The following is a 26,345-nucleotide window of genomic DNA, read 5'->3' as shown; positions in this document are numbered from 1 at the left end:
GCGATTAAACAGCCTGACCGTAATCAACAGGGCGGAAAATCAAACCGTCCTGCCTTGAATGATGAAATTCGTGCAAAAGAAGTCCGTCTTGTAGACGAAAATGGTGAGCAAAAAGGTATTGTTAACCTTGCAGAAGCATTGCGCGCAGCTGAAGCTGCCGATCTTGATCTTGTTGAGATCGTAGCCAATGCTGAGCCACCTGTCTGCAAAATCATGGACTTCAACAAGCATTTGTTTGATCTGAAACAAAAGCAGAAAGAAGCGAAGAAAAAACAGCATCAAGTCCAGGTGAAAGAAATCAAGCTACGTCCTGCGACAGATGTAGGTGATTACAACGTAAAACTACGTGCAATCATCAAATTCCTTGAAGAAGGAAACAAGGTAAAAATTACTTTGCGTTTCCGTGGTCGTGAAATGGCTCACCAGCAACTGGGTCTGGCTCAACTGCAAAAAGTTGAAGCAGACGTAGTTGAATATGGTGTAGTTGAACAAGCACCAAAAATGGAAGGTCGTCAAATGGGTATGCTGCTTGGTCCTAAAAAGAAAAAGTAAGCATCTCTTGATGAAAAAAGCCCTGTATTTGCAGGGCTTTTTTATGAGGTAACTTTGTCCCGTCCTGAAATAAGTTTACACCTTAAGAGACTTATTTTATGGAACATGCACAAGAACAACGAGTTAAACGCACACAACGTGATTATAGCTTCGCCTTTAAAATGATGGTTGTACATGAAGTAGAAAAAGGGCAAATTACTTATAAACAAGCTCAGGCAAAATATGGTATTCAAGGAAGATCAACTGTGCTGGTATGGTTACGCAAGCACGGACAACAGGATTGGACTTCGAATATGCCGACTTCTTCTAAACGCCAATTGACACCCCAACAACGAATCCGCCAATTAGAAAAACAGTTAGCCGCAGAAAAGCTCAAAACTGAATTTATACAGGATGTGATTTATCACATTGATAAAGAGTGTGGGACTGATCTTGGAAAAAAGTATACCGAGCACGTTTCAAAGATTGGCAAAGCCAAAGAAGACTAAGCGTTTCACGTTATTGTCAGTGGTTAGGAATCACTCGACAAGCTTATTATCAAGCAGAAAAACGTGCTCAAATGACTGCACAAGTAACAGAACAAATACTCGAGTTGGTTATGGAGTATCGCTGTCTCATGCCAAGTATCGGAACACGTAAGCTGTATTGGCTTATTAAAGGCAAATTGTTGCAGCGTGGTTTAAAGTGTGGACGGGATCAGTTATTTAAAATATTGAAAGAAAATAATTTATTGATTCGCCCCAAGCGTCGTTATACAAAAACTACGGATAGCAAGCATTGGATGAAGAAGCATCCAAATTTATTAAAGGATTATTCAGCGGTGCAAGCCAATGAAGTCTTTGTCAGTGATATTACCTATGTTGAGAGTGCTGAAGGCGTACATTATTTATCCTTAGTGACAGATGCTTATACCCGCCAGATTAAAGGTTATAAGTTATCGAATGATATGCGTGCAGAGAATGTTGTGCAGGCACTACATATGGCGATGCAGCATGTGACAGATCGGGCAGCCAGGATGATTCACCATTCAGACAGAGGCTCTCAGTATTGCTCTGAACTATATCAATCGGCATTACGCCATTATGGGGTATGTCCTTCTATGACAGATGGAGGAGACTGTTACCAGAATGCATTAGCAGAGCGGATTAATGGAATATTAAAGCAGGAGTTTTTAACTACACGATGTCAAACCATGAAAGAGTTAGATCACTTAATTGCGGAATCTATCATGATTTATAATTGCTATAGACCACATTTAAGTTTAAATATGAACACCCCGAATCAGACGTATGAGCAAACTAAAACCGAGCTAATTGCTTAACTCGGTTTGAAGTGGAATACTGTCAATCTATTTCAGGACAAGACACTTAATCTTTTATTGAGCAGGGTAGGATTTTCCTGCTTCTACAATCGGAATATTGGCCTCAGTGGGTACATAAATTATTTGTTGAATACGACCTTCTCGTAGGGCTTCACCAAATGCACCAATAAATTCCTGCTTGCGATATTCAGGATAATCTTTAGCTGCCTGCCCAACGAGTTTAATGGCTTCTGCACGCAGTTTGGCACTTTCCAGTTCCGCTTTTGCAACTTGCACTTGAATCATTTTGGATTGTTCTGCTTCAGCCAATGCTGCCTGACCATCCATGCCTTGTTTCCAAACTTTATAATGTGGCCAGCCAAACAATAGCAGTAAAATGACAATCAATAAAAAGAACAGCAAGCTCAATAGCATGAAAGGACTCAGGGCGTTGCGACGGACATAATTCATAGTGCACCTACGGCAGATTTTCTTATCTATGGTATTTATTGAATGTTTTATTCTGTTTCAGAAAAAGCATAGCCGAAATTTTATGTAAATCAAATATATGTAGTGATAGGGGAAAGTCCTAACCAGAACACCATTTTTTTAATAACTGCTTTTATTCTTTGAAATCTGATGAGATAAATTTCTTTCAGCTTAAACCATATAATTAAAAGTGTTTTTGAATCAGCCTTTATGATCTTAAATTCCAAGCACTGTACATGGCTTGAATAATTTCCTTAGCTTGCTGACGAGAAAACATCGATAAATAAATCCGGAATAATCTTAAACAGAGCCGGTCGCGCCAACTGGGCTGACAAAGAATAAAATCGAGCGTGCCATCTCGCTGATTAATTTGATGAGCCGGGAGTCTGGTTAGCCAGCGTTTGGTACGGGCTTTAAGTGAATCATATTGAGGATTGATAAAGCTGTAATGGACAGCTTCACGATATAAACACAGGCTGATCCGGTATCCTGCCAAAGTGTAATAAATTGTTCGCGAGGTGATTTTTAGTTTAATGCTATATAGCAAGAGCGATAGCATCAGGAAACCCAGCATATAGCCATAAAAGCTTGGAGACTCCTGCCATAAAAATACCAATCCTCGAACAAAACTGGAAGGAGGATCTGAAGTATGAAGGTACAAAGTCATCAAAATCCCAATGGGATAGCAAAGAAGGAGAAGTCCCATATGTTTCATCGTCTGGGCACTTTGATGAAACAGAATGATGTCTGATGTGTTCATATTGTTATTTTTATGATGGATGAAAATTGAACACTTTCAAGCTTAAGGATTCTGTCCTAAAAAAGAAAGACCCGTTCGGGCCTTTCTTTTGATTGTTGATCAGCTTTGCTGCTCGTTAGATTTATTTTTTTCAGCTAACAGTTTTTTGCCAATCGGAATCTGACGAGGCAATTTTTCTTCCGGCACATTGCGCTGCAATTCGATTTTCAATAAACCATTTTCAAATTCAGCGTGTTGTACCTCTACATGTTCATCCAGACGTAAAGACAGCTTGAATGAACGGTGGGCGATACCTTTATGTAGGAATTCCACAGCCGTATCTGAATTTTCTTCCATCGCTTTACCGCTAATGGTCAGAACCTGATTTTCCAGATTGATCTCTAGCTGGTCTTCATTGAATCCGGCAGCAGAAACTACAATGCGGTAATTGTTGTCGCCGGTTTTTTCAATGTTGTAATGCGGATAGTTTGGTACCTCACTTTGCATTGCATAATCAAAAAGGTCATTAAAGCGGTCAAAACCGATACTACGACGGAATAGTGGGCTAAGACTGAAATTGCTCATTGATCTTACCTCCTGATCTCAGAAAAGTTTTATAAACAACATGCAATTCTTAAATATGAACTCAGTGATTAGAAACAATCTCCTGAATAGATCATTGCTCTATTTCTAATATAGGATTGAGGCGAAGCTTTTCAAGACTCAAGATTTAAAAATATTTGAACCCATCTTGAGCTAAAAATAATGCTTTGAATTTAGCGATTTTACTGCCGAATCTATAACAAAATATGCGGAAGTGGGGCTTTAAATCATGCTATAACTAGATCAAGTTTCAATAATGTCATGTAAAAACGAAAAGGTAACAGGTAATCACATGATTGATCTCTATTATTGGGGAACGCCCAATGGCCATAAAATTACCATCGCATTAGAAGAAATGGGCTTGGAATATAAAATTTTCCCAATCAATATTCTGGAAAATGACCAGTTTCAACCTGATTTTTTACGTATCTCTCCGAACAATAAAATTCCTGCGATCGTGGATCAGGATGGCCCGCGTGGCGAACCGATTTCAGTTTTTGAATCTGGCGCGATTCTGCAATATTTGGGTCGTAAAACCGGCCTGTTTTATCCGGATGATGAGCAGCAACGTGTTGAAGTTGAGCAATGGCTAATGTGGCAAATGGGTGGCTTGGGTCCGATGCTGGGACAGAATCATCATTTTAGCCGTTTCGCTCCTGAGCGTATCCCGTATGCCACTGATCGTTATGTCAATGAAACCAAGCGTCTATACGGGGTTCTGAACAAACAGCTGATTGGTCAGAAGTATGTAGCCGGTGAGTATTCGATTGCGGATATGGCTATTTTGCCATGGGTGTTACGTCATGAATGGCAGCAGATTGATCTGGCGGATTATCCGGAAGTACAGGAATATGTGACACGCCTGACTGCGCGTCCAGCGGTGCAAAGAGCGTTAGCAATACAGGTCAGATAAGTCTGGCCTTTGTGCTAAACTAGATAAAAGTAGATTAAACCACCTTTGGGTGGTTTTTTATTGGGTGAGTGTATGAAAGATTTTTTCCTGAACTTTACTAAAATCGTGGAAACGAATCCTCGAATTTACTGGAGTATTATTTTCGGTATTGCGGCTTGTCTGCTGCTGTTCATTGCTGAAATTGTGCATGTGGATCAGGTGATCAGCGCCTTGAATACCAAAGATCGCCAGATTTTAAATGCAGCTCTTGAGCCGATCACCCAGAAATATCAATGGTCACGTATTTTGGTCATGGTTATGGCTATATTCTGGGCGAATTGGGAATATCTTAAAGCCAAGAAAAAACTGGGTTTAAGCCGTTAGTCTCGGGATGTCCCTGTTTCTGCTCTTTCTTGCCGCTTTTGGTGCAGCCACTTTATTACCGCTGCAGTCGGAAGCGGTTTTGCTGGGTTTATTATGGCAAGGGAGCTATTCGACGGCTTTACTTATCATGATCGCAAGTGCTGGAAATATCTTGGGTTCCTGTGTGAACTGGTATCTGGGGTTTAAGATTGAGCAATATAAACATAAAAAATGGTTTCCAGTCTCTGAGCAGCAGATGCTTAAAGCCCAAAGTACCTATCAGAAATACGGCTATTGGTCATTATTGCTGAGCTGGGTGCCGATTATTGGCGATCCAATTACGTTAATTGCTGGCTTGCTCAAGGAAAATTTTGCCCGTTTTATTTTGATAGTCAGTATTGCCAAAATTGGACGTTATTTGTTTGTCTATTGGGCGTATGCGATGTTTTAAAAAAGAGGCGTAAAGCCTCTTTTTATTTGTATTCATCATTAGTGCACAATATTTTCCTGATTGAAAATCCTACGCACATCAGAACTAAAAATTATTTTTCAGTTCCTTTGGTAATATCAATTCCAAACAGATCCTTGGTTCTTGCCCAGCTGATGGACACCACCAGTAGGGTCATGCTGCCACCAAACACTGTAGCCATAATTGTGCCCATATATTTCGCAGCCAGACCGGACTCAAAAGCACCCAGTTCATTACTAGATGAGACAAACATGCCGTTTACTGCAGCAACCCGGCCACGCATATTATCGGGTGGGTAAATCTGTAAAATCGTCTGGCGAATCACTACAGAAATACTGTCACAGGCGCCGGTCATGGCAAGAGCAAACAGAGATAGCCACATCGAGTTAGAAAAGGCGAATAGCAGGGTAAAGACTCCGAATCCTGCGACTGCAAGCAGCATATTACGCCAGGCATGTTGCGTAGGCGGAAAACGGGTCAGGGCAATCATGGTTATCAGTGCGCCAATTGAAGGGGCAGCCCGTAAATACCCCAAACCTTCAGGACCAACCTTTAAAATATCCTCTGCAAAAATCGGTAAGAGGGCAATCACCCCACCAAACAGTACCGAAACCAGATCTAGGGAAATCGACCACAGTACAATTTTGCTGTTCCAGATAAAACGGAAACCATCACCCAGACTATGCAGGACATTTTCAGTTTCAATTTTAGGAAAATCGCGCTTTTGCAATAAGTTAATCAGAACAAAACAGATGCTGACCAGTACTGCGACAGTTAGAAGACTGGTTTCCCGACCTAAAAACGCCAGCATAAAACCATCGAGCATCGGCCCGATAATTACCCCACTTTGCCAGCCAATTGTGGTCCAGGTTGCACCATTGGCATAGAGTGCACGTGGAATCAGAAAAGGTTTCAGTGAAGTTGCTGAAGGATTATAAAAGCCACGAATGGTACCCAGACAGAAAATGACGGCATAAATTCCCCAAGATAATTGACTGGTGCTGAGCTTTCCCAAGCCGTGATAATGAAACAGTGACCAGAGAATAAGCGGCATCGGAATGGCGAAAAATAAACAGATTTTCATAATGGTCTGCTTATTAAAGCGATCCGCGACATATCCACCCCATAAAGAAAGGGAAATAAAAGGAGTCGCTTCTGCTAGACCAATTAGTCCTAAGGTCAGCGGGTCTTTGGTAATCTGATATAGAGAATAGGCAACAATAATTTCCTGAATCAGAATGGCTAAAGTCAAACAAAACTGATTTAAGGTGACAATGGAAAAGTCTCGATAACGGAGTGCGGCAAACGCATCGGGCTGAATGTGCATAAAGAGCTGCAACTGAAAAAATTGACAAATTATAAAGTGATATCGCAAGCAGTATATAAATTCATCATTCAATTCTTATCGTAAAAAATGCTAAGTTTGCAGATTCATCAAGAAAAAAAGACTAGTGCTTTTGTTTTAAGCAAAGATGCATTAGAATATCGGCTCCCTTACCTGCAGGGCGTTCTTGCAATGGTGCAGACGTGCCGAACAGGTGTTCAAAAGAGGTTGTTATGCCTAAGATGAAAACTCGCCGTGGTGCAGCTAAACGCTTCAAAGCGACTGCTAACGGTTTTAAGCGTAAACAAGCGTTCAAACGCCACATTTTGACCAAAAAATCTGCTAAGCGTATTCGTCAATTGCGCGGCTGTGTAATGGTTCACGTAAGTGACGTTGCTTCAGTTCGTCGTATGTGCCCGTACATCTAAGGAGATTATAAATGGCTCGTGTAAAACGTGGTGTACAGGCTCATCGCCGTCACAAAAAAATTCTTGCTCGCGCTAAAGGTTACTATGGTGCTCGTTCACGCGTTTACCGCGTAGCGTTCCAAGCGGTAATCAAAGCTGGTCAATACGCTTACCGTGACCGTCGTCAGAAGAAACGTCAATTCCGTGCTCTATGGATTGCGCGTATCAACGCTGGTGCACGTCAAAACGGTTTATCGTACAGCCGTATGATCGCTGGCTTGAAAAAAGCTCAGGTTATCATCGACCGTCGCGTACTTGCTGACATCGCTATGCATGACGCAGTTGCGTTTGCAGCTCTAGCTTCTAAAGCTAAAGATGCGTTGGCTGCATAAGTCTTTATGACTTAGAAAAAAGACCGCTTTTAGCGGTCTTTTTTTATGTTTAAATAAAATCAGTGGGATCTTTGATTTTTTAAATCATTTATTTATTGATTTGGTGGAGATTAAGTCTCCACCAAGCCAAAGTGATTATTTATAGACAATATATTTTATTAAAGCCCGAAATAGTAGCCAATCAAACAGATCACAATCGTGATCAGAATCAGTTTGATCACACTTGAAGCACCGGTTTTATGGTGACTTTGTGGTCGTTCGGCTTTAGAGACTTTGACTGCGCGATCTTCAGTACTCATGCCCGCAAAAGGATCAGGCGCCACTTTAGGAGTAAGTTGTGCAGTTTTATAATGATTGGCCACTTTCATAATAAACTTGGCACTGATTTCATCAATTTTTTGCGCAAAGTGGCGCAGGTTTAATTGCTGCTCCGGATTTAGTACCTGACCATCATCATTATAAGGGTGTTGAATCTTAGTCTGAATAAAATCACTTAATGCATCCAGACGATATAAGGTCTGATGAGCATAATCAGATGAATAATCCGTTGGAATCAAAGCTAGGTGACTCGGATTTTCTGAGTGAGACTGAATCGTTGGGGTAGTACCGTAATAAGGCAATCCAGTATAAGCAGGCTCAGTAAATCCTTGAGCTAAATGGTGTGCAAATAATTCCTGTTCAGTATAGGAATGAATATCATCCCAGTTTGGTTGTACCAGATCAGCATCAATTCTTTTAGCCAGTTTACTGTTCAGTTCATAACGCCAGAATACTTCATGACGTAAAGGTGACTTCTGAGCTTCTGGTGCTTCATAATCATTATCAGCGGTATACCATTCAGCCAGCTCCTTACCGATCATCCAGGCGGTTTTACCTTGAGCATGATGACTGATAATCACATGAGCCAAAGGAACCAGCTCGACATTGGCATTAGGGTTATTTTCATCTTCCAGCAAGTGTGAAGAATGCAGACTAATACGACGAACACCTTGTTTTTTCAGGCCTTCAAGCCAGATTTGAAAGTGCTGTGCCAGTAAATGCTGGGAAATCAGATCACGAAAAGTTAAATGGTACTGATTAAAAATGGAGTGATTCAGCCAGCGGCTGAAACTGAGATCCTGAGTTAAAAACTCATTGCCATAAGTGACGAGGGTCAGTTGCTGTTTCCAAATTTGATCGAGTGCCATAGTGATTTGATCTGATTGATATTATGTTTATCTTATACTTTTTATAATTCATGATGCTATTCTAATTTTCATTAAAAGCGCACTTCATCAACTCGCCTAAAAACTGTTAGAATATGGGGTTTTTTAAAAATATTTCTAACCTGTTGCTTTGAGAGTTACTATGTCACTGGAAGCCCTGACCACTGAAGCGCTCGCTGCGATTGCAGCAGCTCAAGACCTTGCTGCACTTGATCAAGTACGAGTGCAATTTACGGGGAAAAAAAGCCAGCTCGCGGAACAATCTAAGTCGCTGGGGAAAATGGATCCTGAACAACGTAAAGCGTTTGGGGCACAAATTCATGCAGTTCGTGAAGCTATCACGGGTGCTTTGACACAACGTCAGGCTGAACTGCAGAAAGCTGCACTAGAGCAAAAGCTTGCTAGTGAAACAATTGATATTACCTTGCCCGGTCGTGGCCAACAGGTGGGCAGCACCCACCCAGTGACCCAAGTACAAGAACGTATCTGTCAATTCTTTACCAAAGCAGGTTTTACAGTAGCGACTGGTCCAGAAGTTGAAGATGACTATCACAACTTCGAAGCATTGAATATTCCGGGCCATCACCCTGCACGTGCCATGCACGACACTTTCTACTTTGATGTAAACCATTTATTGCGTACGCATACTTCAGGTGTGCAGATTCGTACCATGGAAACCCAGCAGCCACCAATCCGTATTGTGTGTCCAGGCCGTGTATATCGTTGTGACTCTGACCAGACGCATTCACCAATGTTCCATCAGATCGAAGGCCTATACGTTGCTGAAAATACCAGCTTCGCTGAATTGAAAGGTTTATTGGTTAACCTGCTGAATGAATTCTTCGAAAAAGATTTGAAAGTACGTTTCCGTCCGTCTTATTTCCCGTTCACTGAGCCAAGTGCTGAAGTGGATATTATGGATGAACGTGGCAAGTGGTTAGAAGTTTTAGGTTGCGGTATGGTGCATCCAAATGTACTTCGCGCTGCGGGCATTGATCCCGACAAATACAAAGGCTTTGCATTTGGTTTAGGTGTAGAACGTTTTGCAATGTTGCGTTATGGCATTAATGACCTGCGTATGTTCTATCAAAACGATGTGCGTTTCTTACGCCAGTTTGCTTAAAGGATTTAAACCTCTCCCTGACCTCTCCTAAAAGGAGAGGGGGCTGTCCTTATGTGACTCAGGGTTCTCCCCCTTTGTAAAAGGGGGAGTTAGAGGGGGATTTAAAAGATTAATTTATAGGTTTTAAAGAAATGAAAATTAGCGAAAATTGGCTGCGCACATGGGTTAACCCAGCCATCGATAGCGAAAAACTGTCTGACCAGTTGACTATGCTTGGTCTTGAAGTGGATGAAATTGCACCTGCGGCAAAACTGTTTACAGGTGTGGTTGTTGGTGAAGTCCTGACTGTCGAACAGCATCCAGATGCCGACCGTTTACGTGTTACCACTGTAAACATTGGTTCAGGTGAACCTCTACAAATCGTGTGTGGTGCACCTAACGTACGTGCGGGTATGAAAGCACCAGTAGCTACCATCGGTGCAGTATTACCAGGCGATTTTAAAATCAAGAAAGGCAAACTGCGTGGTGTTGAATCTCAAGGCATGCTATGCGGTGCTTCAGAAATCGATCTTGAAGATAAAATCGATGGTTTGTTAGAACTGCCTGCAGATGCACCGGTGGGTGTGAATGTTCGTGAATATTTAGACCTTGATGACAACGTGATTGATATCAGCATCACTCCGAATCGTGGTGACTGTTTCAGCATTCGCGGGATCGCACGTGAAATTGGTGTGATTAACCAGTTGCTGGTAACTCCACCTGAAATTAAAGAAGTAGCTGCAACCATCACCGATCAAAAGCAAGTCGTTGTTGAAACTCAAGGTTGCCCACATTATTTGGGCCGTATCATCAAAAATGTAAATACCAAAGCACCAACTCCTGAGTGGATGGAACGTGCATTAGTCCGCGCTGGTATCCGTCAGCACAGCATTTTGGTCGATATCACCAACTATGTATTAATGGAACTGGGTCAACCTCTACATGCGTTTGATGGCGGTAAGGTTCAGGGTTCAGTACATGTACGTCAAGCGACTGCAGGTGAAAAGCTTGTTCTATTAAATGAACAGGAAGTTGAACTGCAAGATGATGTGATGGTAATCGCAGATGATGAAAAAGCATTAGCGATTGCAGGGATTATGGGGGGCTTGTCTTCATCAGTAACTGATGAAACCACTGAAATCTTCCTGGAATCAGCATTCTTTGCGCCATTGCATATTGCGGGCCGTGCTCGTCGTTTCGGTCTACATACTGATGCGTCACAACGTTATGAACGTGGTGTCGATTTCGAACTTCCTATGATTGCAATGCATCGTGCTTCTCAGTTGATTGCTGAGCTTGCAGGCGGTGAGTTTGGTCCAATCATTGTAGCTGAAAAAACAGAGCTGTTACCAAAGCGTGAAGCGATTGAGTTAGAACAAGCGCAAGTCGATCAACTATTAGGTTATACAGTTGAATCAGATTTCATTACAGATGCTTTAACGCGTTTAGGTTGTGAAGTGACTGTAAAAGCTGAAGGTCAGTGGTCAGTGATTCCGCCATCCCACCGTTATGACATGGCAATTTACCAAGACCTGATTGAAGAGGTTGCCCGTATTCACGGTTATGACAATATTCAAATCAGCTTACCGGTCATTGATGTGAAATTGGCGAAATATGAAGACCAATTCGAACTGACTCAGCTTCGTCAAACAGCCGTGACCTTGGGCTATCAGGAAGCGATCAGCTTCAGTTTTGCTGACCTGAAACTGGAAAAACAGTTAAATCCAGAAGTCAATCCATTGGCATTGGCTAACCCAATTTCAAGCGATTTGGCAGTGATGCGTTCAACTTTACTGTCTAGCCTGATTCCATGTGTACAGTACAACGTCAATCGCCAGCAGAACCGTGTACGTTTTTTCGAACTCGGTCTGCGTTTTGATTACCAGAATGCGGCTTCAATTCATGATCTGAAACAGATTCCAACTTTTGCCTTGATTGCTACTGGTTCACGTACGCCTGAAACTTGGCATGGTAAAGCACAGCCAATGGATTTCTTTGACTTCAAAGGTGACATTGAGGAAATTCTGGCAGCTGCGCGTCTGGATGTGGAATATGTACGTTCTGAACGTAGCTGGTTACATCCTGGTCAATCTGCAGAAATTTTAGTGAATGGTCAGTCAATTGGTTATTTAGGTCGTTTACATCCCTCACTTGAAGACGAACTCGATTTGGCGACGACTTGGGTCGCTGAATTAGATCAATCGGCTGTTTTGCAAACTTATGTATCTAATTTTACAGAATTATCACGTTTTCCATCGGTTCGACGTGATATTGCGCTTTTAATTAGTGATAAGATTAATGTTAGCGAAATTCAGGGACTTATCGAAAAAACAGGTGGAGAGCTGCTAGGCTCGACATGGTTGTTCGATGTGTACACTGGACAAGGAGTAGAAGAAGGGAAACGCTCACTGGCATTTGCACTTCTCTGGCAGCATCCAAGCCGTACACTGGAAGATGCTGAAATTAAATCAGGTATGGATAATATCCTTCAGGTGTTGGAAAACACTTACCAAGCGACATTGAGGGCTTCATGACAGCATTAACAAAAGCAGAAATGGCTGATCATTTAAGTGAGCTCACGAGTTTAAACCGTCGTGAAGCTAAACAAATGGTCGAGTTGTTTTTCGATGAGATTAGCCAAGCGCTAATCTCGGGCGAACAAGTAAAATTATCGGGTTTCGGTAACTTTGAGTTACGTGATAAGCGCCAACGTCCAGGCCGTAATCCGAAGACGGGTGAAGAGATTCCGATTTCTGCACGCCGTGTTGTTACGTTCCGCGCGGGGCAGAAGTTCCGTCAACGTGTGGGGAATGAGCAGATCAATTGATCTGCTTTTTTTTTATATCTAACATTTTTATTTTTTACATAAAAAAAGAGAGCCAAAGGCTCTCTTTTTTGTACTGAATAATCGTAAAGATTATTGAGCAGCAGCTTCAGAAGCAGCAGTAGCGTCAGCAGCAGCGTCAGTAGCAACAGCAGCAGCAGCGTCAGCTTCAGCAACAGCAGCAGCGTCAGAAGCAGCAACTTCAGAAGTAGCTTCTACAGCAGCAGCGTCAGCAGCAGCTTCAGCTTCAGAAGCAGCTTCTACAGCTTCAGATGCAGCTTGGTTAGCGTCAGCAGCAGCGTCGTCAGCTTTTTTAGCACAACCAACGAAAGCTAAAGTAGTAGCAACTGCAGCAGCAATAGCGATTTTTTTGAATAACATGGCATCACTCTCTAAAAAATTGAGATTAAAAAAACCAAAGTCAGGCTGTAATATGCTTTTATTATTCCTAATAATGTTAGGGACTAACAACGCAGGAGCAGTCTAACTGGTCTGCAAATATGCTATCACTGCGCATTTTTAATTGCTACTAGGTGAGCATCAAAAACAGCGAAAAAACGATAAAAATTAAGGGTTTTTTAACAGAAAATAACAATTAATTGAAAGATATAGATTGGAGAAAGGCTTATTAAGCTTATAAAAATTATACAGTTATTTATTTGTTTACTTTAATAATCAAAAACTTAAAAAGAAGTTTACAGATAACTCAGTACATTGTTTTATTGTGTAACATACGTCAACCATAAAAAAAAGGCCACCTTGAATGGTGACCTTTCTGATAATTTTAGTTCGATGCTTTGCGTTTCATTTGATCAAAAAAATCATCATTGGTTTTGGTTTCTTTCATGCGGTCAAGCAAGAATTCCATCGCGACCAGTTCATCTTGGGTATGCAGAAGTTTACGAAGAATCCAGACTTTACGCAGTTTGTCTTCGGACATTAAACGTTCTTCACGACGCGTACCGGATTTCTTGATATTCATCGCAGGGAATACGCGTTTTTCCGCAATACGGCGATCCAGCGTGATTTCCTGGTTACCTGTACCTTTGAATTCTTCGTAGATCACTTCATCCATTTTACTGCCGGTTTCAATCAGTGCAGTAGAAATGATTGTAAGAGAACCGCCTTCTTCGATATTACGTGCAGCACCAAAGAAACGTTTAGGACGCTCAAGTGCATGTGCATCTACACCACCGGTCAGTACCTTACCTGATGAAGGAATCACAGTGTTATATGCACGTGCCAGACGGGTAATCGAATCCAGCAGAATCACCACATCTTTCTTGTGTTCAACCAGACGTTTAGCTTTTTCAATCACCATTTCAGCCACTTGAACGTGACGGGCAGGGGATTCATCAAAGGTAGAGGCGACCACTTCACCACGAACAGTACGTTCCATTTCGGTGACTTCTTCAGGACGTTCATCAATCAAAAGGACAATCAGGAAGCATTCAGGGTTATTACGAACAATCGATTGCGCGATGTTCTGTAATAGCATGGTTTTACCAGCTTTTGGTGGTGCTACGATAATCGAACGTTGACCTTTACCAATGGGTGCCACCAGATCGACGACACGTGCAGTTAAATCTTCAGTCGTACCATTACCAAGTTCCATCACTAATTGTTCAGTAGGGAACAATGGAGTTAAGTTTTCGAACAGGATTTTATTACGTGAATTCTCTGGGGTATCGTAGTTAATCTGATTGACTTTAAGCAAAGCAAAATAACGCTCACCCTCTTTAGGCGGACGAATGGTTCCCGTAATGGTGTCACCGGTACGCAGGTTAAAGCGTCGAATTTGTGATGGGCTGACATAGATATCGTCAGGACCTGCCAAATAAGAGCCTGCTGCAGAGCGTAAGAAGCCAAAACCATCTGACAAAATTTCTAGAACGCCATCACCAAAAATCTCTTCGCCATTCATCGCATGGCGTTTTAAGATGGCAAAAATAATGTCTTGCTTACGGTTACGAGCCATACCTTCAAGGCCCATAAACTCGGCAATCTTGATGAGTTCGCCAATCGGTTTTTTCTTGAGTTCGGTTAAATTCATAGGTGGTCAGATAGAATCAAAGTTCTAAGGTATAGGTTAGAAAGGGAGTAACATTCGGCCGCATATAAGCATTCAAACGAAAGCAATTGAATTTGCACAAGAACAATTCAGAGGTCTGTTTGATTGTTTCAAAGAGAAATGTGAAAACAATTTCTATTGCCGAGCGGCATGTTATGTAATGTGTCTTGTAAGAAACTGACAGGATTTAGCATCCTTTATCTCTTGAAGTTGAAATATAAGAGAGAAACAGGTTTTTGTCAATTTGTAGACGAAAAAAATACGCAACCTTTGGTCGCGTATTTTTAGTTGAGCATTTAGTGCTTAGATATTTTGATCAATAAATGCAGTCAATTTAGATTTTGGTGCTGCACCGACTTGAGTCGCTACCACTTCACCATTTTTGAACATCAATAAAGCTGGAATGTTACGGATATTGAAATTTACAGCAGTTTGTTCGCAAGATGTTACATCAACTTTGACAATTTTCACTTTGCCTTGATATTCATCAGCCAATACTTCAAGTACAGGGGCAATAGCTTTACATGGCGCACACCAGCCAGCCCAGAAATCAACCAGCACAGGAACGTCTGATTGAAGAACGTCTGCTTCGAAGTTTGCGTCAGTAGTGTTTACGATGTTGCCAGACATGGAGTGCTCCAGAATTAATTTTATAAAGATAACTATAAATTATTAGTATTACATAGCCATCTTTAACAATGTAGGGGAATCTGTAAATTTTCAAGCTTTAATGTTGTTTTGTCTAATGGATGATCACGATAGTCACCATCGCCTCATACAATTGTCCTATAAATGAAAAAAATAATTACGCGAAATTGTCCTGACAAATGGCTTTTAAATTGCATGGTTGTGAATTACTCTAAGCACAATTCTTAAAAGGTTTATTTCTAGAATGTCTGATTTTTTGATTGATGAAGAATTACTCGCAGCCATCGATATGGGATCAAACAGTTTTCATTTGGCGATTGCCCGGGTGGATCATGGCGAAGTGAAAAAAGTCGCATCAATGTCAGAAAAGGTTCAGCTTGCTGCGGGATTGGATGAAAATAAAAATTTAACTGAAGCCGCACAGCAGCGTGGTTTAGCTTGTCTGGCCCGTTTTGTCGGACGTTTGGGTTCTGTACAACCAAACCGTTTACGGATTGTGGCAACCAATGCATTACGCCAAGCCAAAAATGGTCATGAGTTCATTCAGAAAGCGGCTGAAATTTTACCAAAACCGATTGAAATTATTGCTGGTCGTGAAGAAGCGCGTCTAATTTATCTCGGTGTGTCACATACCATGGCCAATACTGGTCGTCGCCTGGTGGTAGATATCGGTGGGGGGTCGACTGAACTGATTATCGGGGAAGAATTCGAACCCATTCATACCGAATCTGTGCAGATGGGTTGTGTGACTTTTACCAAGAAATTCTTTGCTGATGGTGAAATTACCCATAAAGCCTTTGATAAGGCAGTGACTGCGGCGCGAAAAGAAATTTCAGGCATTGCCAATACGTATAAATCTGCCGGTTGGGATGCGGTGATTGGTTCGAGTGGTACGATTAAGGCTTGCCGTCAGATCTGTGTCAACATGGGCTGGAGCAATGATAAAGAACAGCTCACTCGTGAAGGTCTGGAAAAACTTAAAGACAAATTATTCAAATATAAGCATGTTTCGGACATGGAATTTGAAGGTCTGAAAGATGACCGCCGTGCAGTCTTGCCTGCAGGAATTGCCATTTTATATGCGGTATTTGATGTACTGAATATTCCACATCTGGTCTATTCAGATGGAGCATTACGTGAAGGTGTGATGTATGACCTCTTGGGTCGTTTCAAGCATGAAGATATACGTGATCGTTCAGTCCATGCCTTGATTGGTCGTTATAATGCCGATGCCAAGCAGGCCGAACGTGTAGTGCAGACTGCACAAAAACTGTTTGATGATGTAGCAGGTGATCTTGGCCTATATAGCGAGGACAGTGATTTACTTCGTCGTGCAGCTTATTTGCACGAAATTGGTTTAGCGATCAGTCATAGTGGTTATCACCGCCACGGTGCCTATTTGTTGCAACATTCTGACATTGCCGGTTTTTCGCAGGTAGATCAGAATTATTTGTCACATTTGGTCGCACATCATCGCCGTAAATTGCGCGCTGATGCCAAGCATGATGTGATGAAAGTCGGTGGAACTAAACTTTTACAGCTGTGTTTGCTGTTGCGTCTGGCGGTTTTGGTCAATCACAGTCGTAGTGATGAGATGCTTCCTGCCATTGAACTTAAGGTCAAGAATGCGCAACAATGGCAGCTCAGCATTTCTGGTGATGCCAAACAATGGCCATTATTGATTGCTGAACTGCATGATGAACAGGTGCAGTTTAAAAATTGGGAGATCGAGCTCTCGGTTCAATCTGAACAATTTGTTAATTAATACCTTTATAGGGATGAAAACGGTTGACCTATGAAAAATAAAGCTACCCCATCAAAAGCATGGACGACAGTACAGATTGCTCGTCATCCGGAACGTCCACAATTTCTGGACTACGTAGGTGAAATATTCACTGAATTTGATGCTTTGCATGGCGACCGTCTCTATGGTGATGATGGCGCAATGATCGGTGGTCTGGCACGTTTCGATGGACAACCAGTGATGATCGTGGGTCAGCACCGTGGTCGTAGTACCCGTGAAAAATTACAGCATAATTTTGGAATGAGTAACCCGGAAGGTTACCGTAAAGCTCAGCGTCTGCTCGATATGGCGGAACGTTTTAATCTGCCAGTCTTCACCTTTATTGATACCATGGGTGCATACCCCGGTGTGGGTGCGGAAGAGCGTGGTCAGGCTGAAGCGATTGCATCGAGTTTGGCACAACTTTCTAATCTGAAAGTACCTGTAATTGCCACTGTTCTGGGTGAAGGTGGTTCAGGCGGTGCACTCGGGATTGGCGTGGCAGATCGTGTAGTGATGCTCTCTCACAGTATTTATTCAGTGATTTCACCGGAAGGTTGTGCGTCTATTCTGTGGAAAACTGCAGAAAAAGCGGAACAAGCCAGTGAAGCTTTGGCATTAACTGCTGAAAAATTGCAGAAGATGGGCATTGTTGAATACGTCGTTGATGAAGGTGAAGGTGCACATCTGGATCCGGATGAAGTCATGTACCAACTGAAAGCAGTCCTGAAAGAAGCTTTAAATGAACTGCAAGCAATGGAACCACAAGCACGATGCGAAGCACGTTACCAACGTTTAATGAAGTTTGGCAGCGACAATTTAGGTCTGGCATCTTAAAGCAACTGCAGGGCTTTCCTGCAGAGACAAAATTTCTAATCGGATGTAGTGGCGGCGTGGATTCCATGCTGTTGCTGCATCTGATGTTTTTTTTGTGCCCGGAAAAAATCCGTGCGATCTATGTTGATCATCAATTGCAAAGTATCAGCGGGGAATGGAGCGCTTTTGTCCATCAACAGTGTCAGCAACTAAATATTCCCTGCATCATTCAGCCCGTCCATGTTGCCAGTGGCAATCTGGAATCTCAGGCTCGCCAATCGCGTTACCAAGCTTATTTACAACATCTTCAGCCCGATGAAATTTTGGTCTTAGCCCATCATCAGCAAGATCAAGCAGAAACTTTAATGTTGCGCTTACTTTCTGGTGCAGGGATTGATGGTCTGGCTGCCATGAAAGCGATCGATATACGCCACGATTTAACCATTTGGCGGCCACTGCTGGATATTTCCCGTGAGCAGATTTGCCAATGGGCAGCAGATTTAAACATCCAGAATATTGAAGATCCGACCAATCAGAATACCCATTATGACCGTGCTTGGGCACGTCAGGTGCTATGGCCAGTCTTAAGTCATCGCTATCCGAAAATGCAGTCCGCCTTGGCACGTACCAGTGAACTGATGCAAGATGCGCAAAACATTCTGCAAGAAGTATTGGAGCAAGATCTAAAATTCTGTGGCAACGACGAAATTCTCAATTTATCTCCTCTCTTAAGTTTATCCAAAGCACGACAGCGCCAGTTACTCTCAGTCTGGATGAAAGGTGAGGGACAATATCGTCCCTCTCTGGACATGGTTAAGCGTGTACAGACTGAAGTAATCAAGGCTAAACAGGATACTCAGGCAGCGCTACATTGGTCGGGTTATTACTATGTGCGTTATCAGCAGCAGTTACATCGCCTAAAAGCTGAAGTTTATCTGGCTGATCAACAGCTAAACGTAGCTGAACAGCAGATCATTTTACAGAATAAAGATCAGGTTCATCTTCCTTCTGGTCAATTCGGGATTCAAAGGGCTGAGATAGGATTGTCTCCCACTTTATTAGGACAACCCTTGTATTTACGTCAACGGAAGGGGGGTGAAAAAATTCATCTCTATGGCCGGATGGGGCACTGGCCGCTCAAAAAAGCCATTCAGGAAGCGCAAATATTTCCCTGGACTCGGCATACTATTCAAATATTAAGCACAGATAATGTTATGCTAGGCGTGTTTACACCTAAAGGATTTTGGTTAGCTCAATCTGCATATTGTGAGGCAGGGGGGTGGCTACCCATTTCGTTTTCTTCAACTTTAGAATTCAACGACGAGCATTAAACATGAGTGCAGCTTTAAATTGTAATATTAGTTTTATTGGTGGCGGTAATATGGCTCAAGCTCTGATTGGCGGGCTGATTTCACAGGGGTTGCCAGCAACGCGTATTACAGTTTCTGATCCGGTTGAGAAAGTACGCTCACTTCTTGCAGAAAAAGAAGTCAATGTCACTGATGATAATATTGCTGCTATTAAAGATGCGGATATCGTCCTGTTTGCAGTCAAACCACAGGTTTTAGCTAGTGTGTTAAAACCACTTCAAGGTTTACTTGATGGCAAGCTGGTGATCTCAATTGTCGCTGGTGCCGAGATTGCAACACTATCTGCGCTATTGGGTACTGACCGTATTGTCCGTGTGATGCCAAATACACCCGCATTGGTACAGACTGGTGCACATGGTTTATTTGCCAATGAAGAAGTGGGTAATGATGACCGTGAGCTGGCGAGTCAGGTTTTGGCTTCTACCGGCCTGACAATTTGGGTAAACTCAGAAGCTCAGATTGATGCCGTAACTGCTGTGTCCGGTTCAGGTCCTGCTTATTTCTTCTATATGATGGAAAGCATGATTCGTGCAGGCAAGAATTTAGGTCTGGATGAAAAAGTAGCTACTGCATTGACGTTGCAAACTGCTTTGGGGGCAGCGCAAATGGCGATCACCAGTTCTAATAAACCAGCAGAGCTGCGTAAGAATGTCACATCTCCGAATGGTACAACTCAAGCGGCATTGGAAGTATTTGATCGCGCGCAAATTTCTCAGAATATTCAGGCAGCGCTTGCTGCTGCGCAAAAACGTAGTCAGGAACTGGCCCAAGAGCTCAGTGACAATAGCAAATAATCTATCAGTTTAATTTTTAGGAACGTTCAAGTATGGGTGCAAATTCTGCGCTAATTTTTGGCATTATCATTAACGTCGCGATTTTGCTCGTATTCTTCCGCTTTTTAATGCAATTGGCCGCGGTAAGTCCTTATAATCCTGTCGTTCTATCTACTGTCAAAGCGACTAAAATTGTAGATGTTTTTGGGCGTATTTTCCCAACCGCAGGTAAAGGCCGGGTGAATACTGCTGCACTGGCACTTTTAGTCGTGCTGTATTTGCTGAAAATTTTTGGCATCATGTATTTGTCCGGGGGAATGCCAAATGGTCCAATCCATTTGCTTATTCTAACCTTCGTCACCATGATGCAGGATTTGATCCGCTTCTGTCGTTACCTGATTTTTGCAACGATTATTTTGAGCTGGGTGGTGATGTTTACGCAATCCCGCTCACCTTATATTGAAGTGGTTCAGGAACTTGCAGAACCATTATTGGCACCGTTCCGCCGTATCATGCCGAATATGGGAATGATCGATCTGTCTCCAATTCTGGCAATTTTGGCACTGATCGTAATTGAAATGATTATGAACCAGGTGGCAATTGTATTGCTAACCGGTCTTTAATCAGATCCCAAAGAAAAAGGACGCTTAGGCGTCCTTTTTTTATTTCAAGAAAATTCCCTCTCCTTGTAGGAGAGGGTCAGGGTAAGCGTCCGCTGAACACACCTTATGAATTCGTCCTATAAGCCTTAATTTAGTCCTCACTTAAAAACAAGTGGGAACTTAAATTTATGACTACAAATAACCAGACATCCATCGCATCTCTTACGATAAAACGAAGAACATATAGTGCTGAATTTAAACAGCAGATCGTTCAGGCGTGTAAAGCATCGGAGGTTTCAATTGCTTCGGTCGCTTTGCAACATGGATTGAATACAAATCTTGTATCCAAATGGATTCGCTTAATTGATGCTAAGCCAGGGAATGATCGCTCACTACTACCGAATAAACCTGCATTTATTGCCTTATCTTGCTCTGCACCATTAGATCCTATTTCTACTGGCATGTTAACGGTTCAAATTACTTTACCCCACTCAAAAGCAGAAATTGGCTTGAAATGGCAAGTATCAGAAATGTCTGCTTTAGCAAAATTACTCAAGGCACTTACAACATGATCCGTATCGATGAAATCTGGTTGTCTACTCAGCCCATGGACATGCGTGCAGGTATGGATACGGCCATGGCTCAGGTGGTGAGAGCCTTTGGCTACATCAAACCGCATTGTGCTTACCTGTTCTGTAATAAACGTGGCCATCGCATGAAAGTGCTGGTACATGATGGACTGGGGATCTGGCTGTGTGCTCGGCGGTTGGAACAGGGAAAATTTCACTGGGCTAAAGTTCACCAGGGTGAAAGCGTAGCCCTCAGCCCAGAACAGTTACAGGCACTGATCCAGGGTTTGCCTTGGCAGCGCATTGGACGACAGCAAGTGGTCACAATGCTCTAAACTAGCTTGGTCCAAGTTGCTATTCTCCAAACGTTCTATTTCATTCTTCTCATGACCTCAGGCATACTGCGGTCATGAATACACTGCCTGATTTAAGCCAACTGACCCATGAACAACTGCTGGAATTTACTAGACAGTTGGCAATGCAACATCAGTCTCTGGCACAATCAAACCAGCAATTAGATGCCAAAGTTCAGCATCTTGAAGTATCCAATCTGCAATTAGATGCCAAAGTTCAGCATCTTTCCATTCTCAATCAAAAATACGAGCATGAACTTGCGCTGTTTAAAAAGCACAAATTCGGCAGTAAAAACGAACATCTCACCGCAAAACAAATCCATCTCTGGGATGAAGCGGTCGAAGAAGATATTGCCGCTGTTGATCTGGAACTGGAACGGCTGAATGCAGATAAAACTGATGCAGCGACACACAAAGCCACAGTCAACAAACCTAAACGTCGACTGCTGCCCGATCATCTACACACCATCCGTATTGAGCATGAACCTGCATCAACCCAATGCAGTTGTGGCTGCCAGTTACGTCGTATCGGCGAAGATATCAGTGAAAAACTGCATTTCAGACCGGCACAGTTCTATAAGGAACAGCATGTACGTGGCAAATGGGTCTGTGATCAGTGTGACACCCTGACTCAGCAAGCGATGCCCGCCTATGTGATTGATAAAGGTATTGCCAGTCCTGAACTGCTCAGCCATGTGCTGGTATCGAAGTATGCCGATCATTTGCCGCTGTACCGTCAGCGCCTGATCTATCAGCGGGCGGGCATTGATCTGTCCAGATCCACGTTATCTGACTGGATTGGTCGCTGCGGTGTAGAACTGGAACCTCTGGCCAATGCCTTAAAACAGGTGGTGCTGCAACAGCGGGTGATCCATGCCGATGAAACACCAGTCACCATCATGCGGATGGGTGATGATGAGAAAAAACCGAAGAAAGGTTATGTCTGGGCCTATGCCACTACACAGTACAATCCAGTTCAAGCGGTGATCTATGACTTTCAGGATAGCCGTTCAGGTCAGCATGCAGAAGAGTTCCTGAATGGCTGGCAGGGCCATCTGGTCTGTGATGATTACAGTGGTTATAAAGCACGCTTTAAATCAGGCGATGTCATTGAGGTGGGCTGCATGGCGCATGCGCGTCGTAAATTCCATGAGCTACATGTGACTGGGAAAAGTCAGATCGCTGAACAGGCATTAGTGCTGATTCAGAAACTGTATGCGATAGAAGCAGAACTCAGGAAAAAGACCGATAGTACAGCAGAACACCGCCGCGAATACCGACAACAGCATAGCCAACCGGTGATGCAACAACTGTATGAATGGCTCAACCAGCATCAACTGACGGTGCCATCGAGTTCTCCAACCGCCAAGGCCATCAATTACACTCTGAAGCGTTGGCCAGCTTTAAGCCGCTATCTGGATGATGGCAATCTACCGATTTGCAATAATTGGGTGGAAAACCAAGTGCGGCCTTGGGCGTTGGGACGTAAGAACTGGTTATTTGCAGGTTCGCTGCGTAGTGGTCAGCGAGCGGCAAACATCATGACTTTAATCCAGTCAGCAAAGCTGAATGGGTTGGATCCGTATGCCTATTTAAGTGATGTGCTGAAAAGATTGCCGACCCATAAAGTGACCCAAATAGAAGAATTGCTACCACACCGCTGGAAATCCAACTCAAATTAAAAAATAGACATGGGGTTCAGCGGACGCTTACGGGTCAGGGTGAGGTCTATAAATTTAAATAACCTCCATCCCAACCTTCCTCCTAAAAGGAGGAAGGAGCTTTAGTATTAGTGTGCCTCATCCCAGTTCATGCCTTTACCAACTTCCACGACCAAAGGCACAGAAATTTCAATCACGGATTGCATCACTTCAGCCAGTTGAGGTGCCAGTTCATCTGCAATCGCTTCATCGACTTCAAATACCAATTCATCGTGGACTTGTAGCAGCATTTTGGCCTGATCTTTAGGTAGCATTTTATCAACCTCAATCATCGCCATTTTAATGATGTCTGCAGCCGAACCTTGTAATGGTGCATTAATCGCAGCACGTTCAGCGGCTTTGCGGACCATCATGTTACGGGCATCGATATCAGGTGTGTATAAACGGCGGCCTAGAATGGTTTCAACGAAGCCTTGTTCCAATGCCACCTGACGGGTACGCTGCATATATTCATAAATCCCCGGATAACGACGGAAATACTGTTTGATATATTCCTGGGATTCCTGACGAGTAAAACCTAACTGACGAGTCAGGCCAAATTCAGACATGCCATAGAGCAGACCGAAGTTCACGGCTTTAGCCTGACGACGCTGATCATTGGTTACTTCTTCAAGCGGGATACCCAGAACTTCAGCTGCGGTACGGCGGTGCACGTCCTGTCCATGGTTAAAGGCATCTACTAGCGCATCATCCTGAGATAAATGTGCCATCAGACGCAATTCAATCTGTGAATAATCGGCTGCGAGTAAGACACGGCCTTCAGGCGCAATAAAGGCCTTACGAATCTGACGTCCGATTTCCGCACGAATTGGAATGTTCTGCAGGTTTGGATCAGTAGACGATAAACGGCCGGTTGCAGTCAGTGCCTGATGATAACTGGTATGCACACGATGGGTGTCATTATTGGCCTGCTTGCATAGACCATCGGTATAGGTACTTTTCAGTTTAGACAGACCCCGATACTCCAGAATAAGTTCAGCAATCGGGTGTTCCAGTTTTTCCAGCACACTTTCACTGGTGCTGTACTGACCGGTAGAGGTCTTTTTGCCACCTTTTAGGCCTAGTTTATCAAACAGAACTTCACCGACCTGTTTCGGAGAGCTGACATTAAACGCTTCACCGGCTATTTCCGTGATCTGATTTTCCAGATTCTGCATGGTTTGAGCGAACTCACAACCGAGTTGATCCAGAAAAGCCAGATCCAGTCGGATGCCATTTTCTTCCATACTGGTCAGCACACGGGCTACTGGCATTTCAATATTATGCAGAATATTGACCAGTTCAGGATAAGTCTGCAGCTTTTTGCTGAGTACTTCAAACAGACGATAGGTCACATGTGCATCTTCTGCGGCGTAGTGTGCTGCGGCTTCGATCTCGATTTTATTGAAAGTTTTTTGTTTGGCGCCTTTACCTGCCACCTGTTCATAGGTCGTGGTTAAGTGGCTTAAGTACAGACGAGCCACATCATCCATGCCATGACGGGTGGCAACCGAGTTCAGCACATAAGAAGCCAGCATGGTATCAAAATACCAGCCCGCCAGATGAATGCCGTGATTTTCCAGAACATGCGCATCATATTTCAGGTGGTGGCCAATTTTCTGAATCGCTTCATCTTCTAAAATCGGTTTGATCTGAGCCAGAATTTTTTCACGATTTAGCTGTTCTGGTGCACCTTCATAATCATGTGCCAATGGTACGTAATAGGCATCCTGTGCATCAAAAGCCACCGAAAAACCGACAATCTGTGCAATACGATAATCCAAACTGGTGGTTTCAGTATCAAAAGCAAAGCGTTTTTCAGTATTTAAACGTTCAAACAGCTTGTCCCAATCTTCCTGAGTTAATACAGTATGATATGTCGCTTCTCCAAGCTGATCGTTATCACTGCTCAGTGTCGCTTGCTGCTCATCGGCTTCTTGAGGTTCAGGTACGGCTTTGGCAGTAATCGATTGAGTAGCCTGTTTATAATTACGGTTGTTTGGATTATTCGGATGGTCCAGTGATTGTAGCTGGTTACGGAATTCCAGTTCGGTATACAGATTACGTAAAGCTTCTACATTTGGATCCTGAAGTTTCAGGTCATCATAAGTGAAGCTTAAATCCAGATCGCAAATGATGCTGGCCAATTGATGATCCAGTGCAATGCCATCGGTATTGTCTTTAATATTCTGACCCACTTTACCTTTGATCTTGTCGACATTTTCCAGAATGCCACCAATCGAGCCATATTCATTGAGTAATTTGGCTGCAGTTTTTGCTCCGATCCCAGGCACACCCATAATCCCGTCTGAGGCATCGCCCATCAGGGTCAGGTAGTCAATGATCTGGTTCGGCCATACACCAAACTTTTCAAAAACCCCATCAACATCCATTGGTTTTTCTTTGAAACTGTCTTCCAGGGTCACTTTATCAGTCACCAGCTGTGCCATGTCTTTATCACCAGTTGAAATCAGTACCTGATGACCTAAAGCTTCAGCACGTTTAGCCAGTGTACCAATAATGTCATCGGCTTCCGCACCTGGCAGCATATGCAGGGGAATGCCTAATGCGCGAATCAAGGCATGTAAGTATGGAATTTGCTGTGACAGTTCTTCCGGCATGCTCGGACGGTCACCTTTATAAATAGGTGATAGCTCGTGACGAAAAGTCGGTTCAGGCGTGTCGAAAATCACCGCCATATGGGTTGGCTGGGTACGGCGCATCAGTTTTTGAATAGCAGAAATTGCACCACGAATTGCATTGGTGTGCAGACCGGTTGACGTGGTTAATGGTGGTAGTGCATGAAAGGCACGAAATAAAAAGTAAGAGCCATCGACCAAGACAAATGGTGGCATGTAATCAATTCCTTATTCAAAAAACAGTTTTATTGTACGTGATTTTTACCGCACTCGCAGGGGCAAGTCGGTTTCTACAGCTTAGCGAATATTGGGTGAAGATGAAATAAGCAGTACAAGCTGTTGTATGATGACATGGTTAAG

Annotated in this window: 27 protein-coding genes; 18 read left to right on the top strand and 9 right to left on the bottom strand. The window is 43.1% G+C overall.

Annotated elements, in window-relative coordinates; all coding sequences use genetic code 11:
* The first annotated feature begins 3 nt into the window (after positions 1 to 3).
* Positions 4 to 552, top strand: coding sequence for a translation initiation factor IF-3 (gene infC, locus FOC32_RS01490; RefSeq protein WP_081402664.1), 549 nt, complete (start codon positions 4 to 6; stop codon positions 550 to 552).
* Positions 553 to 650: 98 nt separating this feature from the next.
* Positions 651 to 1,873, top strand: a protein-coding gene (locus tag FOC32_RS01485; protein WP_175966018.1) for an IS3 family transposase whose coding sequence is annotated in 2 segments (ribosomal slippage) — positions 651 to 987 and positions 987 to 1,873 — 1,224 coding nt in all. Because the reading frame shifts where the segments join, the coding sequence is not laid out codon by codon here.
* Positions 1,874 to 1,927: 54 nt separating this feature from the next.
* Here the strand turns inward: FOC32_RS01485 and FOC32_RS01480 are convergent.
* The 3 genes from FOC32_RS01480 to FOC32_RS01470 all read right to left on the bottom strand — a co-directional run bounded on the left by FOC32_RS01480 (position 1,928) and on the right by FOC32_RS01470 (position 3,665).
* Positions 1,928 to 2,287: a hypothetical protein gene (locus FOC32_RS01480; RefSeq protein WP_373687226.1), complete on the bottom strand. Its 360-nt coding sequence runs from the start codon at positions 2,285 to 2,287 to the stop codon at positions 1,928 to 1,930.
* Between the two features lie 262 nt (positions 2,288 to 2,549).
* Positions 2,550 to 3,101, bottom strand: coding sequence for a hypothetical protein (locus FOC32_RS01475; RefSeq protein ID WP_175966016.1), 552 nt, complete (start codon positions 3,099 to 3,101; stop codon positions 2,550 to 2,552).
* 99 nt (positions 3,102 to 3,200) lie between these two features.
* A complete protein-coding gene (locus FOC32_RS01470) occupies positions 3,201 to 3,665 on the bottom strand; it encodes an Hsp20 family protein (protein WP_175966014.1) in 465 nt (154 codons plus the stop codon).
* 310 nt (positions 3,666 to 3,975) lie between these two features.
* Here FOC32_RS01470 and FOC32_RS01465 point away from each other — a divergent pair, with 310 nt between their 5' ends.
* The 3 genes from FOC32_RS01465 to FOC32_RS01455 all read left to right on the top strand — a co-directional run bounded on the left by FOC32_RS01465 (position 3,976) and on the right by FOC32_RS01455 (position 5,389).
* A complete protein-coding gene (locus tag FOC32_RS01465) occupies positions 3,976 to 4,596 on the top strand; it encodes a glutathione S-transferase N-terminal domain-containing protein (RefSeq protein WP_004783581.1) in 621 nt (206 codons plus the stop codon).
* Positions 4,597 to 4,668: 72 nt separating this feature from the next.
* Positions 4,669 to 4,959 carry a hypothetical protein gene (locus tag FOC32_RS01460; protein ID WP_034580699.1) on the top strand — a complete coding sequence of 97 codons (291 nt, stop codon included), beginning with the start codon at positions 4,669 to 4,671 and terminating at the stop codon, positions 4,957 to 4,959.
* Between the two features lie 7 nt (positions 4,960 to 4,966).
* On the top strand, positions 4,967 to 5,389 hold the full coding sequence (locus FOC32_RS01455; RefSeq protein ID WP_175966012.1) for a YqaA family protein: 423 nt from the start codon (positions 4,967 to 4,969) through the stop codon (positions 5,387 to 5,389).
* Between the two features lie 91 nt (positions 5,390 to 5,480).
* On the opposite strand, the gene FOC32_RS01450 is transcribed toward FOC32_RS01455, so the two are convergent.
* Positions 5,481 to 6,734 (bottom strand): MFS transporter, encoded by a 1,254-nt coding sequence (locus FOC32_RS01450; protein WP_175966010.1) that lies wholly within the window; start codon positions 6,732 to 6,734, stop codon positions 5,481 to 5,483.
* 230 nt (positions 6,735 to 6,964) lie between these two features.
* Between FOC32_RS01450 and rpmI the strand changes: the two genes are divergently transcribed.
* Both rpmI and rplT read left to right on the top strand, forming a co-directional pair.
* Positions 6,965 to 7,159: a 50S ribosomal protein L35 gene (gene rpmI, locus FOC32_RS01445; RefSeq protein ID WP_004278281.1), complete on the top strand. Its 195-nt coding sequence runs from the start codon at positions 6,965 to 6,967 to the stop codon at positions 7,157 to 7,159.
* Positions 7,160 to 7,170: 11 nt separating this feature from the next.
* Positions 7,171 to 7,530 (top strand): 50S ribosomal protein L20, encoded by a 360-nt coding sequence (rplT, locus tag FOC32_RS01440; protein WP_004647525.1) that lies wholly within the window; start codon positions 7,171 to 7,173, stop codon positions 7,528 to 7,530.
* Between the two features lie 158 nt (positions 7,531 to 7,688).
* Here the strand turns inward: rplT and FOC32_RS01435 are convergent, their stop codons facing one another.
* Entirely contained in the window at positions 7,689 to 8,717 is a 1,029-nt protein-coding gene (locus FOC32_RS01435; RefSeq protein WP_175966009.1) for a hypothetical protein, read from the bottom strand.
* A 160-nt stretch (positions 8,718 to 8,877) separates the two neighbouring features.
* On the opposite strand from FOC32_RS01435, the gene pheS reads away from it, so the two are divergent.
* The 3 genes from pheS (at position 8,878) to FOC32_RS01420 (ending at position 12,664) form a co-directional block, all read left to right on the top strand.
* Positions 8,878 to 9,858, top strand: coding sequence for a phenylalanine--tRNA ligase subunit alpha (gene pheS / locus FOC32_RS01430; protein WP_175966007.1), 981 nt, complete (start codon positions 8,878 to 8,880; stop codon positions 9,856 to 9,858).
* Positions 9,859 to 9,989: 131 nt separating this feature from the next.
* Entirely contained in the window at positions 9,990 to 12,371 is a 2,382-nt protein-coding gene (gene pheT, locus FOC32_RS01425) for a phenylalanine--tRNA ligase subunit beta (protein ID WP_175966005.1), read from the top strand.
* Positions 12,368 to 12,664: an integration host factor subunit alpha gene (locus tag FOC32_RS01420; RefSeq protein ID WP_004783565.1), complete on the top strand. Its 297-nt coding sequence runs from the start codon at positions 12,368 to 12,370 to the stop codon at positions 12,662 to 12,664. The genes pheT and FOC32_RS01420 overlap by 4 nt, the downstream gene beginning before the upstream one ends.
* A 90-nt stretch (positions 12,665 to 12,754) precedes the next feature.
* Here the strand turns inward: FOC32_RS01420 and FOC32_RS01415 are convergent, their stop codons facing one another.
* The 3 genes from FOC32_RS01415 to trxA form a co-directional block, all read right to left on the bottom strand.
* Positions 12,755 to 13,042: a hypothetical protein gene (locus FOC32_RS01415; protein ID WP_005233936.1), complete on the bottom strand. Its 288-nt coding sequence runs from the start codon at positions 13,040 to 13,042 to the stop codon at positions 12,755 to 12,757.
* Positions 13,043 to 13,445: 403 nt separating this feature from the next.
* The gene (gene rho / locus FOC32_RS01410) at positions 13,446 to 14,714 is read right to left on the bottom strand and encodes a transcription termination factor Rho (protein ID WP_004783562.1); all 1,269 of its coding nucleotides are present in this window, start codon (positions 14,712 to 14,714) and stop codon (positions 13,446 to 13,448) included.
* Positions 14,715 to 15,035: 321 nt separating this feature from the next.
* A complete protein-coding gene (trxA, locus tag FOC32_RS01405; protein WP_005233946.1) occupies positions 15,036 to 15,362 on the bottom strand; it encodes a thioredoxin in 327 nt (108 codons plus the stop codon).
* A gap of 262 nt (positions 15,363 to 15,624) precedes the next feature.
* Here trxA and ppx point away from each other — a divergent pair, with 262 nt between their 5' ends.
* The 8 genes from ppx to tnpC all read left to right on the top strand — a co-directional run bounded on the left by ppx (position 15,625) and on the right by tnpC (position 23,328).
* On the top strand, positions 15,625 to 17,145 hold the full coding sequence (gene ppx / locus FOC32_RS01400; RefSeq protein WP_175966003.1) for an exopolyphosphatase: 1,521 nt from the start codon (positions 15,625 to 15,627) through the stop codon (positions 17,143 to 17,145).
* Positions 17,146 to 17,175: 30 nt separating this feature from the next.
* Positions 17,176 to 18,000, top strand: a complete 825-nt coding sequence (locus tag FOC32_RS01395) for an acetyl-CoA carboxylase carboxyltransferase subunit alpha (RefSeq protein WP_004783557.1) — start codon at positions 17,176 to 17,178, stop codon at positions 17,998 to 18,000.
* Positions 17,937 to 19,310, top strand: a complete 1,374-nt coding sequence (gene tilS, locus FOC32_RS01390; protein WP_175966001.1) for a tRNA lysidine(34) synthetase TilS — start codon at positions 17,937 to 17,939, stop codon at positions 19,308 to 19,310. Before FOC32_RS01395 ends, tilS begins: the two co-directional genes overlap by 64 nt.
* A gap of 2 nt (positions 19,311 to 19,312) precedes the next feature.
* Positions 19,313 to 20,143 carry a pyrroline-5-carboxylate reductase gene (gene proC / locus FOC32_RS01385; protein WP_034170822.1) on the top strand — a complete coding sequence of 277 codons (831 nt, stop codon included), beginning with the start codon at positions 19,313 to 19,315 and terminating at the stop codon, positions 20,141 to 20,143.
* 32 nt (positions 20,144 to 20,175) lie between these two features.
* Positions 20,176 to 20,745, top strand: coding sequence for a YggT family protein (locus FOC32_RS01380; protein ID WP_004783550.1), 570 nt, complete (start codon positions 20,176 to 20,178; stop codon positions 20,743 to 20,745).
* Between the two features lie 167 nt (positions 20,746 to 20,912).
* Positions 20,913 to 21,296, top strand: coding sequence for an IS66-like element accessory protein TnpA (tnpA, locus tag FOC32_RS01375; RefSeq protein WP_005100737.1), 384 nt, complete (start codon positions 20,913 to 20,915; stop codon positions 21,294 to 21,296).
* A complete protein-coding gene (gene tnpB, locus FOC32_RS01370) occupies positions 21,293 to 21,628 on the top strand; it encodes an IS66 family insertion sequence element accessory protein TnpB (RefSeq protein WP_004642106.1) in 336 nt (111 codons plus the stop codon). The genes tnpA and tnpB overlap by 4 nt, the downstream gene beginning before the upstream one ends.
* Positions 21,629 to 21,702: 74 nt before the next feature.
* The gene (gene tnpC / locus FOC32_RS01365; RefSeq protein WP_175965981.1) at positions 21,703 to 23,328 is read left to right on the top strand and encodes an IS66 family transposase; all 1,626 of its coding nucleotides are present in this window, start codon (positions 21,703 to 21,705) and stop codon (positions 23,326 to 23,328) included.
* 107 nt (positions 23,329 to 23,435) lie between these two features.
* Here the strand turns inward: tnpC and polA are convergent, their stop codons facing one another.
* Positions 23,436 to 26,201, bottom strand: coding sequence for a DNA polymerase I (polA, locus tag FOC32_RS01360; RefSeq protein ID WP_034170821.1), 2,766 nt, complete (start codon positions 26,199 to 26,201; stop codon positions 23,436 to 23,438).
* Positions 26,202 to 26,345 lie beyond the last annotated feature (144 nt).

It is taken from the genome of Acinetobacter sp. FDAARGOS_724 (assembly GCF_013364475.1).
Classification (GTDB): domain Bacteria; phylum Pseudomonadota; class Gammaproteobacteria; order Pseudomonadales; family Moraxellaceae; genus Acinetobacter; species Acinetobacter variabilis.
Note: the sequence above shows the minus strand (reverse complement) of the source record. Positions and strands in the feature narration are given on the sequence as shown.

Bases quoted from the DNA above. Each gene is read 5' to 3' on its own strand.
- FOC32_RS01480 (WP_373687226.1), bottom strand. From the start codon at position 2,287: ATGCTATTGAGCTTGCTGTTCTTTTTATTGATTGTCATTTTACTGCTA.
- FOC32_RS01475 (WP_175966016.1), bottom strand. From the start codon at position 3,101: ATGAACACATCAGACATCATTCTGTTTCATCAAAGTGCCCAGACGATG.
- FOC32_RS01470 (WP_175966014.1), bottom strand. From the start codon at position 3,665: ATGAGCAATTTCAGTCTTAGCCCACTATTCCGTCGTAGTATCGGTTTT.
- FOC32_RS01465 (WP_004783581.1), top strand. From the start codon at position 3,976: ATGATTGATCTCTATTATTGGGGAACGCCCAATGGCCATAAAATTACC.
- FOC32_RS01460 (WP_034580699.1), top strand. From the start codon at position 4,669: ATGAAAGATTTTTTCCTGAACTTTACTAAAATCGTGGAAACGAATCCT.
- FOC32_RS01455 (WP_175966012.1), top strand. From the start codon at position 4,967: ATGTCCCTGTTTCTGCTCTTTCTTGCCGCTTTTGGTGCAGCCACTTTA.
- FOC32_RS01450 (WP_175966010.1), bottom strand. From the start codon at position 6,734: ATGCACATTCAGCCCGATGCGTTTGCCGCACTCCGTTATCGAGACTTT.
- rpmI (WP_004278281.1), top strand. From the start codon at position 6,965: ATGCCTAAGATGAAAACTCGCCGTGGTGCAGCTAAACGCTTCAAAGCG.
- rplT (WP_004647525.1), top strand. From the start codon at position 7,171: ATGGCTCGTGTAAAACGTGGTGTACAGGCTCATCGCCGTCACAAAAAA.
- FOC32_RS01435 (WP_175966009.1), bottom strand. From the start codon at position 8,717: ATGGCACTCGATCAAATTTGGAAACAGCAACTGACCCTCGTCACTTAT.
- pheS (WP_175966007.1), top strand. From the start codon at position 8,878: ATGTCACTGGAAGCCCTGACCACTGAAGCGCTCGCTGCGATTGCAGCA.
- pheT (WP_175966005.1), top strand. From the start codon at position 9,990: ATGAAAATTAGCGAAAATTGGCTGCGCACATGGGTTAACCCAGCCATC.
- FOC32_RS01420 (WP_004783565.1), top strand. From the start codon at position 12,368: ATGACAGCATTAACAAAAGCAGAAATGGCTGATCATTTAAGTGAGCTC.
- FOC32_RS01415 (WP_005233936.1), bottom strand. From the start codon at position 13,042: ATGTTATTCAAAAAAATCGCTATTGCTGCTGCAGTTGCTACTACTTTA.
- rho (WP_004783562.1), bottom strand. From the start codon at position 14,714: ATGAATTTAACCGAACTCAAGAAAAAACCGATTGGCGAACTCATCAAG.
- trxA (WP_005233946.1), bottom strand. From the start codon at position 15,362: ATGTCTGGCAACATCGTAAACACTACTGACGCAAACTTCGAAGCAGAC.
- ppx (WP_175966003.1), top strand. From the start codon at position 15,625: ATGTCTGATTTTTTGATTGATGAAGAATTACTCGCAGCCATCGATATG.
- FOC32_RS01395 (WP_004783557.1), top strand. From the start codon at position 17,176: ATGAAAAATAAAGCTACCCCATCAAAAGCATGGACGACAGTACAGATT.
- tilS (WP_175966001.1), top strand. From the start codon at position 17,937: ATGCGAAGCACGTTACCAACGTTTAATGAAGTTTGGCAGCGACAATTT.
- proC (WP_034170822.1), top strand. From the start codon at position 19,313: ATGAGTGCAGCTTTAAATTGTAATATTAGTTTTATTGGTGGCGGTAAT.
- FOC32_RS01380 (WP_004783550.1), top strand. From the start codon at position 20,176: ATGGGTGCAAATTCTGCGCTAATTTTTGGCATTATCATTAACGTCGCG.
- tnpA (WP_005100737.1), top strand. From the start codon at position 20,913: ATGACTACAAATAACCAGACATCCATCGCATCTCTTACGATAAAACGA.
- tnpB (WP_004642106.1), top strand. From the start codon at position 21,293: ATGATCCGTATCGATGAAATCTGGTTGTCTACTCAGCCCATGGACATG.
- tnpC (WP_175965981.1), top strand. From the start codon at position 21,703: ATGAATACACTGCCTGATTTAAGCCAACTGACCCATGAACAACTGCTG.
- polA (WP_034170821.1), bottom strand. From the start codon at position 26,201: ATGCCACCATTTGTCTTGGTCGATGGCTCTTACTTTTTATTTCGTGCC.